A 12,457-nucleotide genomic window follows, 5' to 3' on the forward strand; every position below is an offset into this window, starting at 1 on the left:
ATGCAAGGGTTTCGTATCCGCCGCTTCGGACTGATGCTCGCGACCGTGGTCCTTGCGACCGCCGGCCTTGGCGACCGCAGCCATGCCGCAACGGCGGCGCTGGAAGCGCTTCCCTATCCGGTTTCGCCCCCGGCGCTGGATTATGGCCGGATCTGCCGCAAGCCGGAGACCCCGGCCCCGCTCTCCTTCGAATGGTATGGCTGGACCGGCGGCCCCGTTCCCGTGTCGCAGCAGCAGGTCTTCGCCGATGCCATCCGCTTCATCGACGGCGGCAGCGAAGTCGCGCGCGACATGCCCTTGGCCCGGCGCATGCTGGAAATGCTGGTGTCCCAGGGCACCGGCGGCACCCTGGAAGCCCGGCGCCGGCTGGCCCTGCTCCTGCTCGACGACCGGGCGGGTCCGGAAGATCCGAAACGCGCGGCGAGCCTGCTCGTTGAAGCGACGGCATCCCAGGAGACAGACGCCGCCCTCTCGCTCGGGCGGTTGATTGCCCGCGGCGAACTTCCCGACCTGACGCTTTCGGATGCACCGCGGTACCTCGGCATCGCCGCCGGTTTTGGCGAACCCATGGCAGCTCTTGAGCTGTCCACGCTCTACGCGTCGGGCGCCCTGCCCGCCCCGTTCGAGGGAGCCGCTGCCCATTTCGCCAATCTCGCGACGATCAACCTGCAGACCGCGCTTGCCTCGGGCAATTGCGCCGTGGCGGCCGAGGTCGGCCAGTTCCTGCTCGACAAAAACCTGCCGGACGGGCCGGCCCGCGCCATAGCCTGGTTCGAGGTCGCGGCCAAGGCGGGTCATCGCAACGCCCTGGAAAAACTGGCCCGCGCCTATTCCGCCGGTCGCGGCGTTGAAGCCGATCCGGCCGCCGCACGCAGATACTGGGCCCAGGCGGTCGATGCCGGCTCGGTAACGGGTCTCGCGGCCCTCGCCGAACAGGATCTGACATCAGGCCTCGACACCGACGACGTCCGTCGCCGGCTTCAGCTCGGCATGGCCAATGGCGAGCCCAATGCCTTCCTGATTGCCGCGCGCCTGCATCGGGGTGATTTCAACGCAACGGCCGATTTCACCGCCCTGCAGGAAGTGCTGCAACAGGCAGCCACCCGGCCGGATGTTTCGATCTTCACGCTCGACATCCTCGGCAATGCCATGCTCTCCGGGCAGGGAACGAAACCCGACCCGCAAAAGGCAAAGGCCGTGTACGAGCGCATTCTGGCTGCCGGCACACCCGATGCCGAAGCCATTTATGGCCGCTATCTCCTGAAGTCGGGTGGGGGTGTCGAACCGGCGATCGCCCATCTGCAAAAGGCCGAGACAGCCGGCTCGACGCTGGTCACCACGACCCTCGCCGACATCGCGGCCTGCCGTCCGGATACCGGCCTCGACCAACCGGCACTGCTGCGCAAGGCCGCCTCGGTTGGCAATCCGCTGGCCCTGCGCAAGCTGGCCAGGCTGGCGATGGATGCCGGGGACAAGGCGCAGGCGGCCACGCTGTTCGAACAGGCAGCCATCCTTGGCGACCGCATCGCCATGGTCGAACGTGCCGCTGCCATCCTCGGCGACGGAAAGGATGCCGGCAAGAGCGGTGCCAAGGCGGCGGCAAACCTGATCGAGGCTGCCGGCGCGCCGGGCGACGGCATGGTCGCAGGGCGTCTGGCTCTGGCCCAGGCCCTGCGCAACGGCCGCCTTGGGGAAGATGCAGGGCGCAGCGCGGATCTGTTGCAATCCCTGTCGGCCAGCCTCGATCCGGCGGCTGATGTCGAACTTGCCCGTCTCCGTCTGAAATCCGGCAATGGTTCGCCGATCGACGGGGAGACGCGCGAGCGGCTGCAACGCGCGGCGAATGCCGGCAATACGGACGCCATGGTGATGCTCGCGCACCTGCCCGCGACCGACGAGGCAGCGGCAGCAGAAGCCGCCGAATGGCTCGTCCGTGCCGCCGAGCGCGGCAATGCGGAGGCTCTATCCGCCCTGCCGACCGATCCGGCAGTGCTGAACCGGGTCACGACCGGCCTTAAGACCGTCCTGCTCTGCGATATCGACACGCTGGCGCAGAAGGCACGGCTGCATCGCCTGCTCGGCGACGAGAAGACGGCGGCAGCCGTGCTGACCACCGCCGAGCACGTCGCCACCGCCCGTGCGCCTCGCCAGATCTTCGCGCTCGCCCAGGCTGTCCTCGGCCTCACTCCGGCAGCCCCCGACGATGCCGAACGGGCCGCCCGTCTTTTGCTCAAGAGCGCCGAGGCCGGCTATGGCAAGGCGACGCTGGCGCTCGCCCGGCTCTATGACGGCGGCAAGCTTGGAAACCGCCACGCCGAGGCCATCGACTGGTATCGTCGCGCAGCCATGGCCGACGAACAGACGGCCGTGCCGGAACTCGCGCGTCTGTCTAATGGCGGCGCCGATGCCGAAGCCCTGAAGGCCCTGAAATCGGTAGCGGAGGCCGGCAATGTCACGGCCTTGCGCAGCCTCGGCATGCTGCTGGCCACCCAAAGCGGTGCAGACCGTGATGAAGGCATCCACCTGCTGGAAGAAGCCGCCGCCCGTAAGGATGTGGCCGCCATGAAGATCCTGGCGCGCTTCCATGCCTCCGGCATCGATGGCCAGGTTTCGGCGGCCAAGAGCACCAGCTGGACCCGCATGGCCGCCGAACAGGGCGATCCGGAAGCCATGTTCCAATATGCCATCGCCCTCGACCTCGGCTTCGGCGTCGAGTCCGATCCGAAATCCGCAAAAACCTGGCATCAGAAGGCACTTGAAAATGGTTTCGTTCAGTAAGTTTCAGGCTGCACCACCGATGCTCTCGCAGCGCCTGCGCCGTGCACCCTCCACCCTCGTCCGCACGGCCTTCGCCTTCGGCCTCGGTTTGGCCATCGCCCTCACAATACCGGTGCCCCCCCCGGCTTTGGCGGCCGGCGCCGAAACCATGCTGCGGCAAAACCTTCCCGCCGCCTTGCGCGGTGATCGCGTTGCGGTTCGCGAAGTCGCTCGCGCCATCGTCCGCATCGGCCCGCGCTCGTTCAAGGCTGCGGCCCAGATGCGTCCGCTGCTGCGCAGCGAGGCCCTGCAGGGATCGAGCGCTGCGGCCAATGCCTATGGAATCCTGCTGCAATACGGGATCGGCGGCCCCAAGAACCCGAAGGAAGCGGCAAGCTGGTATGCCAAGGGCGGCGCCAGCGGCAATCTCAGCGCCTCGAAGAATGCAGCTCTCGCCTATGCCTTGGGCTGGGGTGTCCAGCGCAACACCAAGCGCGCCAATCAACTGCTCGCCAAGGTGCCGTCCGATCAGCGCAGCCGCAAGATGCTGGAAATCAGCAAGGCCTTGATGCATCCCGGACGCGAAGAGCCGGAACTCGCCCTCTACTGGCTGGAACGCGCCGTTTCGCTCGACAAGAACGGCCAGCTGAATGCTGCCGGCGCCTATCGAAAACTGGCCGGCTCCATGGAGAACGGCGACGAGAAACTGCTCGAATGGCTGCAGCCGCTGGCCGAAAAGGGCAATGTCCGCGCCACGATCTTCCTCGCCCGCCACTACGAGGAAAGCGGCACCGAACCCGCGCGGGCAAAGGCCGCCGATCTCTATTTCCAGGCAGCAGCCGCCGCCGATCCGGATGCCTATGAGGGTCTCGGCCGCCTGCTGACCGTCACCCAGCCGCCGCTTTCGGATCGCATCATGACCTTCCTGGAGGACAAGGCGCAGGCCGGCGTCGCATCCGCCAATCTGGCGCTCGGCACCCATTACCTCTTCGGCGCGACGGCGACTGGCGAGATGCGCGAAAAGGGTATGGCCCATCTCGAAGCGGCCGCCAGGGCCGGAGACCCGGAAACCCAGTATCGGCTGGCGCTCATCCTGCTTGGCGATGCCAGCGACAGCAAGCAGCACGATCTCGCGCGCGCCTATCTGGTCCTGTCTGCCGCCGGCGGCAACAAACTCGCCGCCCAGGCCGCCAAGCAATTCGGCCCGCTGACCGTCGCCGATGCTCGCGAGATCGTCGAAACGGCAAGAAACTGACCTGTTTCAGAGCGGAAATGATGATCTTACACTGTATTTTCAGTCTGAGATTAAGTGCGGGGTAAGCCTTCATCTTTATACCGACATGAAATTCGTTCCGGAGTTTCGTGTTGGCAACGCAGACCGCCCGCCGTTTCTGTCTGTTTCTCGGCGCCGCGCTGCTCATGGCGGGGCCGTCGAGCGGCCAATCCGCAGAGGTGACCTCGGAAGCCGCCGCGCAGCCGGTCGAGATCGCGCTGCGCACGCGGACGATACCATCGGTTGATGCCTGCCGATCTTTGCCAGATCTGCCCCGCCGGTTGGCGACCGCATCCAAATACGACCAGTCGATCGCCTCGAAATCGGTGATTGATCCGGCGGCCCGGCAACGCCGGGAAGACCAGCTGGCGCCGGTCACCAACGCGATCCGCAACCTCGCGCTGGAGGCACGCCGCAATGGCAACCCCCAATCCACCGCCTGCACGATCGCCACCCTGCGCCACTGGGCCGCGACAGGCGCGCTCACCGACATGGCGACCTCGGACGCCAATCTGAGCCGCGACCGTTTCACCTCCGATATTGCCGGCATCGTCATGACGCTGCAGGCCCGCGGCCAGGACCTGCGAGGCGAAGGCGAGATCCGCGCCTGGCTTGCCACACTCGCTCGCCAGACCATGGCCTATTATGATGGCGAGGCCGGGCCGACCGCACGCCGCAACAATCACCGTTATCTCGCCGGCATCGCCGTCGCCGAGATTGCCGAAATCCTCGGCGAAAAGCCCATGCGGGAATGGTCGAAGGACGCCTTCGCCATCGGCGCCTGCCAGGTCGACACCCTCGGTTACCTGCCCCTTGAACTCGCCCGCGCCGATCGCGCCTATGAGTATCACCTGTATGCCTATGGCGCGCTCGCGCGCCTCGCCATCCGCCTTTCGGCCTCGGGATCGAGACCGCTCCCCTGCGAGGACCGGCTTGACCGCCTCTATCGCCTGATCTCGCGCGGAGAGGCCAGCGCCCGCGACTTCGCGCGGCGCACGGGGCTTGAGCAGCGCACGCCCTCCCCACGCCATCTCGAAGTCATTGCGCTTGTTCCGCCACGCCTTGAGGACATGGGCACGACTGGCGACGTAAAAAACTTCTGATTTTCAACTCATTCAAATATTAGTTTTCTCCACTCAAATAAAACCTCCCATCGTTGATCTGTGTTTATATCCTTTCCTTTGCGCCCCTCTTAAACTCGGAGGAATTGAGGAAACGGCCCTGGGGGCGATGGGGAAAACATGGCAATTTTCAACGTCTTGGAGTATGGCGCAACCCCGAATGACGACACCGTCGACAGTGCAGCCATCCAGGCGGCCATCGATGCGGCCTATGCCGCCGGCGGCGGCACCGTCTACATCCCGGCCGGCACCTTCCTGATGACCGGCAACCCGGCAAACTCCTCGGATGGCTGCATCGAAGTCCGCTCGAACGTGACGCTGACCGGCGCCGGAATCGGCGAAACCGTGCTCAAGCTCGTCGATCACTTCGATGCCCGCATCAACGGCATGATCCGCACGCCGGTCGACCAGAACGCCAGCAATGTCGTGATCGAGAACCTGACGATCGACGGCAACCGCGCCAACAATATCGAACATCAGGCCGGCATCATCACCGGGGTGAAGGAAGGCAATGGCCTCATCCATCAGGACATCACCATCCGCGGCGTCGAGGTGATGAATTGCAACGCCTATGGCGTCAATCCGCACGAGATCACCTATGATCTCCTGGTCGAGAACTGCATCTCGCACGACAACGGCAAGGACGGCTTCGTCGCCGATTATGTCGAGGGCGGTATCTACCGCAACAACATTGCCTACAACAACGTTCGTCACGGCTTCAACATCACCACGAGCAGCAACGATCTCGTGCTGGAGAACAACACCGCCTATCAGAACGGCGGTGCCGGCCTCGTCACCCAGCGCAGCGACATCTTCCCGGAGGGGCAGGACACCATTCCCTGGCCCGAGAACATCATGGTCATCGGTGGCGAATATTACGCCAACGCCCGCGAAGGCATCCTGATCAAGCTCTCCGACCACGTCACGGTCACCGGTGCCGACATTCACGACAACAAGCGCCAGGGCATCCGCATCGAGGGCGCCACCAACACGGTGATCCACGACAACACCGTCTACAACAACTCGCAGGAAGCCAACGGCGTCTATGACGAGATCAACATCCGCCTGCGGGTCGATACGGCCGTCAGCCCGTCGCGCACCTATTATTCCGAAAACACCCAGATCTACGACAACATCATCTATGCCGACGGCGCCGTCCGGGCCCGCTATGGCATTCGCGAGGAATCGACCAATTCGACCGCCGACAACCCGTCCGGCACCGTCGTCTACGGCAACACGGTGACCGGCGAAGTCAGCGGCGACATCTTCATCCCGCCCCATTCCGCCACCGAAGGCGCCGACATCTTCTACGGCACCGCGAGCGGCGACAATTTTGCCGGTCTCGGCGGTGACGACATCTACATCGTCAACCATTCGCTCGACGTGGTGACCGAGCAGCTCAATGCCGGCCACGACACCGTCATCGCCTCCCTGAACCACACCCTGTCGGCCAATGTCGAGGATCTTTTCCTCACCGGCACGGCAATTCGCGGCACCGGCAATGCGCTGGCAAACGAGATCGTCGGCAATGCACTCGCCAACGAACTGGAGGGCCTCGGCGGCGCCGATATCCTGGATGGCGGCCTTGGCGCCGATCTGATGCAGGGCGGGGATGGCAACGACACCTATTTCGTCGACAATGTCGGCGACACCATCGTCGAGAAGGACAATCTCGGCGCGGGCGGCTACGACACCGTCTACAGCACGGTCAGCTACACGCTGGCCACCGAAGTGGAAAAACTCGTGCTGCTCGGCACCGGCAATCTCGACGGCACCGGCAATGCGTCCGCCAATGCGCTGATCGGCAATGACGGCAACAACGTGCTCGACGGCAAGGCCGGCGCCGACAGCATGACCGGCGGCAAGGGCAACGACACCTACGTCATCGACCACACCGGCGACACCGTGATCGAACTTGCCGATGAAGGCATCGACACCGTCGTCAGCTCGCTCACCTATGTGCTCGGCGCCAATCTCGAAAACCTGACGTTGACCGGCACGCTCAACCGCGACGCAACCGGCAACGAGTTGTCCAACGTGATCAAGGGCAATGACGGGGTCAACAAGATCCACGGCATGGACGGCGACGACGTCATCGAAGGCGGGCTTGGCGCGGACCAGCTGTATGGCGATGCCGGCAATGATACCTTCATCCTGCGCAAGGGCGAATTCGCCGGCGATGTCATCGAGGACTTCACCGGCAAGGGGGCTGCGCTGGGGGATTCGATCGTCTTCACCGGCTTCTCCTCGGCCGCCATACTGGTCGATCTCGGCAGCGGCAACTGGATGGTCCAGGACGGCAGTTATACCGAGACCTTCCGCATCAAGACGCCGGTCGGCGAAGTTGCGTTCTCCGCACAGGACTACGGTTTCGGCACCGACGTGGTCATTCCGCAGAACACGGCGCCCACGGCATCGGCCACCGGCAACAGCGCGAGCGGCGACGAGGACACGCTGATATCAGGATCCGTGCCGGCCGGCAGCGACGCCGAAAACGACGCCCTCACCTATGTCCAGGTCGGTTCCGTATCGGGCCTGACGCTGAACGCCAATGGCAGCTTCTCCTACCAGCCGCCGGCCAATGCCACGGGCCCGGTCAATTTTTCCTACATGGTGGTGGATGCAAAGGGCGCGCAGAGCGCAGCCCAGACCTTCACCATCACGGTCAATCCGGTCAACGACGCCCCGACAGCCGCTTCTGCCGGCAATACGGCTTCCGGCAACGAAGACACGACGATCACGGGCTCGGTGCCCACGGGCAGCGATATCGACGGGGATGCGCTCACCTATGTCCAGGTCGGCACCGTTGCAGGCCTCACGCTGAACGCAAACGGCACCTTCTCCTACGTGCCCGCCGCCAATGCCAATGGCCCTGTCACCTTCAACTATGCCGTCCGCGACCCCTCCGGCGCCCAGAGTGCCGCCCAAGCCTTCACCATCACGGTCAACGCCGTGAACGACGCCCCGACAGCCGCCGCTGCCGGCAACACGGCCTCGGGCAACGAAGACACGACGATCACGGGCTCGGTGCCCACGGGCAGTGATATCGACGGGGATGCACTCACCTATGTCCAGGTCGGCACCGTTGCGGGTCTGACCCTGAACGCAAACGGCACCTTCTCCTACGTGCCCGCCGCCAATGCCAACGGCCCTGTCACCTTCAACTATGCCGTCCGCGATCCCTCCGGCGCCCAGAGTGCCGCTCAGGCCTTCACCATCACCGTGGTCCCGGTCAATGACGCGCCGACAGCCGCCGTCGCCGGCAATGCAGCCAGCGGCCAGACCAACACCGTGATCAGCGGAAACCTGCCGACCGGCACGGATATTGATGGAGATGCCATCAGTTATGCCCTCGTCAGCGGGCTGAGCGGCCTGACGCTCAATCCCAATGGCAGCTTCTCCTACACGCCGGCTTCGGGCGCCACCGGCGATTTCACCTTCCAATACAAGGTGGTCGATCCGCTTGGAGCGGTCAGTGCCGCCCAGAGCTTCACCATTTCCGTCACGCCGCCTTCGACCGGCCAGGTCATCACCGGCACCAACAGCAGCAATATCCTGCATGGCGGCGCTGGCGATGACACGATCGACGGACTGAAGAGCTCCGACACCATGTATGGCCATGCCGGCAACGACACCTATTATGTCGATGCCTCGGGCGACAAGGTGATCGAAGTTGTCGGCGAGGGTTACGACCGCGTCATCACCACCGCGTCCTATACGCTGCAGGCCGGTTCCGAAGTGGAATATGTCAAGGCCACCGGCACATCCTCGGTCTCGCTCAAGGGCAACGAGTTCAACAACGTGCTGATCGGCAATGCCGCCTCCAACACCTTGACCGGCAACAATGGCGACGACCGCCTCGACGGCGGGCTCGGCAAGGATTCGCTGACCGGCGGCAACGGCAAGGACAGCTTCGTCTTCTCCACGGCGCTTTCTGCCGCGAATGTCGATGCCATCAAGGACTTCAAGGTGGTGGACGACACGATCGTGCTCGACAAGGCGATCTTTTCCGCCCTTTCAACGGGCCAGCTGTCAGCGGCGGAATTCGTCACCGGCACCCAGGCACTCGATGCGAACGATCACATCATCTACAACAAGACCGCCGGTATATTGCTCTACGATGCCGACGGCGCCGGCGGCGCAGCCGCCATCCAGTTCGCCACCATCTCGAAGAACCTCGCGATGACCTATCTCGACTTCGTCGTCGAGGACACCACGCTGGTATAAGCGGAAAGAGCCGGGCGAACCGGATTGAAGAATGCAAGAGACCGCCGGCCAGTCGATCAGCGACTGACCGGCGGTCTGGTTATGCATCGGGTGCGATCACCGCCAGCTAGCAGAGGCTATCCCGGCGCGAACACCGGCGCTGGAGGCGCAGACGAATCGATCAAGGGGAAATCACCAGATTGGAAAGACGGAGCCGCACGCGCCTCTGGGCGGTGAAAGCTCTTGGTGCCCCGTGCCGGAATCGAACCAGCACTCCTCTCGGAACCTGATTTTGAGTCAGGCGCGTCTACCAATTCCGCCAACGGGGCACATGAGCATCGGATGACAGCGCCGGACTATACGAAGGCTTGGGCTCCGGTCAACAGCCTTTTTGGTCGAGGTCCATCACGCAAATGTTCCGGGGCTCCGGACCGGGAAACAGCGGGAGCATTTACAGGCGCGGCGCGGTCCCATAAAACGCCCGAACATCTCGCCACGGAATATCTCATGCTGCGTCGCATCTACGACTGGACCATGTCACTGGCCGGCACCCGTCATGCCGAAAAAGCACTGGCCGGCGTCTCCTTTATCGAAAGTTCGTTCTTTCCGATCCCGCCTGACGTCCTGTTGATCCCGATGGTGCTCGCAAGGCGCGACCATTGGTTACGGCTTGCCGTGGTCTGCACGGTTTCGTCCGTGCTCGGCGCCTTTCTCGGCTATGCCATCGGCATGTTTCTCTTCGAAGCCATCGGCCGGCCGATCCTCGCCCTCTACGGCAAGGAAGATGCCTTCGACCAGGTGGCGCAGTGGTACAACAGCTGGGGCGGCTGGGGTGTCCTGTTTGCCGCCGTCACACCCTTTCCGTACAAGGTCCTGACCATCTTTTCGGGTGCCACCGGCCTCAACTTTCTCGTCTTCACCATCGTCAGCATCATCGGCCGCGCCGCGCGCTTTGTGCTCGTCGCCTTCCTGCTGAAGCTCTACGGCGAACCGATCCGGCTCTTCATCGAAAAATATCTCGGCCTTCTTTTCACCCTCTTCATGGTGCTGCTCCTGGGCGGCTTCTACCTGGTCAAGGTCATCCTCTGAAAGTCATCGCGATGAACACCCATCCCGCATTTCTGCGTTCCGATACAGCCCTTGCGATCCTGCTGACCTTTGGCATGGCTCTGGTCGTCGGCTCGGCCCTCGGCTTTGAGCATATCGGCGGCTATATTCCCTGTGCGCTCTGCCTGATGCAGCGCAATCCCTATTACATCGGCATCGGCGTCGGTCTGGCGGCCGTGCTCTCCTCGATCCTGCGCCTGCCGCCTGTTGTCACGAAACTGCTGTTTCTGGCCATCGCAGCCCTGATGCTGGTCGGCATGGGGCTTGGCATCTATCATTCGGGTGTCGAGTGGAAATTCTGGGAGGGACCGGCGAGCTGCACCATCGGCGCCACCGGCGGCGACACGCCGGTCAATGTGCTGGATGCGCTGAACGCCACCAAGGCGCCCTCCTGCACGGAAGCGACGCTTAGGGTCCTCGGCCTGTCTTTCGCGGGCTGGAACGTGCTGACGAGCGCGGCATTGGCCGCCCTCGCGATCTGGGGCGTTGTCCGCAAGCGGGCTGCGTAAGCAGCAAACGGAGACCGGCGGGACAAGCCGCCGGTCGTTCACGGGACAAGCCTGAGCACGGCCCCGCCCGCCCCTTGCTTACGGCTGCAGTTCGGTATCCCAGTAGAGATAGTCGACCCAGCTTTCATGCAGGTAGTTCGGCGGGAACAGCCGGCCATTGTTGTGCAGGTCCTGCACCGTCGGCCGGTAGGGCTTCTGATGCGGGAACATCTGCGCCTGTTTCGGCAGCTTGGACCCTTTCCGCAGATTGCAGGGCGAGCAGGCCGCCACGACATTTTCCCAGGTCGTCTCGCCGCCATGGGCGCGCGGGATGACATGGTCGAAGGTCAGGTCGTCGGGCGAGCCGCAATACTGGCATTCGAACTTGTCGCGCAGGAAGACGTTGAAGCGGGTAAAGGCCGGGTTCCGGGTCGGCTGAACATAGGTCTTGAGGCTGACCACGCTCGGCAGCCGCATCGAGAAACTCGGCGAGCAGACGGAATGTTCATACTCGGCGATGATGTTCACACGGTCGAGGAAAACCGCCTTGATCGCGTCCTGCCAGGACCAGAGCGACAAGGGATAATAACTCAGTGGCCTGTAGTCGGCATTCAGGACGAGCGCCGGCAGGGCCTGGGGAGAAACTGCAATCGTCAAGGCGTACTCCTGATCGATTCGGCATCTGCCCTTCTATATTAGGTCCGTTGTTACAGCATTGTGAAGCCTGAATTTTCAGGACACCCCGCGTCGCTTTATCGCGGCCGTTTATGCGGCCGAACCCCGTTGTTTTCCGGGCTTTGCACATGCCGAAAATCATGTCCGGCGACATATCAGCGCGGCAGGGCAACCCGGCCCGTCAGCCCCGCATAATGCGCCCAGAACAGCCGCGCCGCGACCGAGCGCACCGGGGACCAGACCTCTGCAACGGCGGCAACGGCTTCAGGCTGCGGCCGCGCACCGCCAAAGAACACGGCCCCGACGGCAATCCTGAGGGCCACGTCGCCCACCGGAAAAATGTCCGGATGGCCGCCGCAGAACATCAGGTAGACCTCTGCTGTCCAGGGGCCGACCCCTTTCAGCGCCGTGAGCGCCGCCATCGCCTGGTCCGCCGGGAGAAAAGCCAGTTCATCGAGACGGAAGGGACCCCCGAGATCCGCTTTCGCCGCCGCTTCGAGCGCCACCAGCTTGCCGCGCGACAGGCCGAAGGTCGCGACCACCTCGGGCGGAAGGCCGAGAAAGTCCTCGGCCGTCGGTCGCAGGCCCAGCACGGCCGTCATTCGCCGCCAGATCGCATCGGCGCTCGCTCGCGATACCATCTGCGACACGATGATCGAGGCGAGCCCGGCAAAGCCCGGCGGCGAGAGCCGGAGCGGCAGCGGACCGCAGGCCTCGGCAATCCGGCAAAGCCGGGGATCCCGCTCCAGCAGCAGCGCGAGCCCCTCGGCCAGATCCGCCTCGTTGCGGATGATCATCGGCGCCCCTCCCCTTTTCCTCGTCTGCGCATC

General features: G+C 64.0%; 8 protein-coding genes and 1 tRNA gene. 6 read left to right on the forward strand and 3 right to left on the reverse strand.

Features of this window, described 5'->3' with window-relative positions; all coding sequences use genetic code 11:
• From DMY87_RS09430 to DMY87_RS09445, 4 genes are all read left to right on the forward strand, one after another.
• On the forward strand, positions 1 to 2,778 hold the full coding sequence (locus DMY87_RS09430) for a tetratricopeptide repeat protein (RefSeq protein ID WP_110791072.1): 2,778 nt from the start codon (positions 1 to 3) through the stop codon (positions 2,776 to 2,778).
• On the forward strand, positions 2,762 to 4,012 hold the full coding sequence (locus DMY87_RS09435) for a tetratricopeptide repeat protein (RefSeq protein WP_165826193.1): 1,251 nt from the start codon (positions 2,762 to 2,764) through the stop codon (positions 4,010 to 4,012). The genes DMY87_RS09430 and DMY87_RS09435 overlap by 17 nt, the downstream gene beginning before the upstream one ends.
• Positions 4,013 to 4,122: 110 nt before the next feature.
• On the forward strand, positions 4,123 to 5,133 hold the full coding sequence (locus tag DMY87_RS09440) for an alginate lyase family protein (RefSeq protein ID WP_110791074.1): 1,011 nt from the start codon (positions 4,123 to 4,125) through the stop codon (positions 5,131 to 5,133).
• A 138-nt stretch (positions 5,134 to 5,271) separates the two neighbouring features.
• Positions 5,272 to 9,378, forward strand: coding sequence for a tandem-95 repeat protein (locus DMY87_RS09445; RefSeq protein ID WP_110791075.1), 4,107 nt, complete (start codon positions 5,272 to 5,274; stop codon positions 9,376 to 9,378).
• A 223-nt stretch (positions 9,379 to 9,601) separates the two neighbouring features.
• On the opposite strand, the gene DMY87_RS09450 is transcribed toward DMY87_RS09445, so the two are convergent.
• Positions 9,602 to 9,686 (reverse strand) — tRNA-Leu (locus DMY87_RS09450).
• A 178-nt stretch (positions 9,687 to 9,864) separates the two neighbouring features.
• Here DMY87_RS09450 and DMY87_RS09455 point away from each other — a divergent pair.
• The gene (locus DMY87_RS09455) at positions 9,865 to 10,446 is read left to right on the forward strand and encodes a YqaA family protein (protein ID WP_110791076.1); all 582 of its coding nucleotides are present in this window, start codon (positions 9,865 to 9,867) and stop codon (positions 10,444 to 10,446) included.
• Positions 10,447 to 10,457: 11 nt separating this feature from the next.
• Positions 10,458 to 10,973, forward strand: coding sequence for a disulfide bond formation protein B (locus DMY87_RS09460; protein WP_110791077.1), 516 nt, complete (start codon positions 10,458 to 10,460; stop codon positions 10,971 to 10,973).
• A 78-nt stretch (positions 10,974 to 11,051) separates the two neighbouring features.
• Here DMY87_RS09460 and DMY87_RS09465 read toward each other — a convergent pair whose 3' ends face one another.
• Entirely contained in the window at positions 11,052 to 11,609 is a 558-nt protein-coding gene (locus DMY87_RS09465; RefSeq protein ID WP_062282563.1) for an HNH endonuclease, read from the reverse strand.
• Between the two features lie 173 nt (positions 11,610 to 11,782).
• On the reverse strand, positions 11,783 to 12,424 hold the full coding sequence (locus tag DMY87_RS09470) for a DNA-3-methyladenine glycosylase family protein (protein ID WP_110791078.1): 642 nt from the start codon (positions 12,422 to 12,424) through the stop codon (positions 11,783 to 11,785).
• Between the last annotated feature and the right edge of the window lie 33 nt (positions 12,425 to 12,457).

It is taken from the genome of Peteryoungia wuzhouensis (assembly GCF_003205195.1).
Classification (GTDB): domain Bacteria; phylum Pseudomonadota; class Alphaproteobacteria; order Rhizobiales; family Rhizobiaceae; genus Allorhizobium; species Allorhizobium wuzhouense.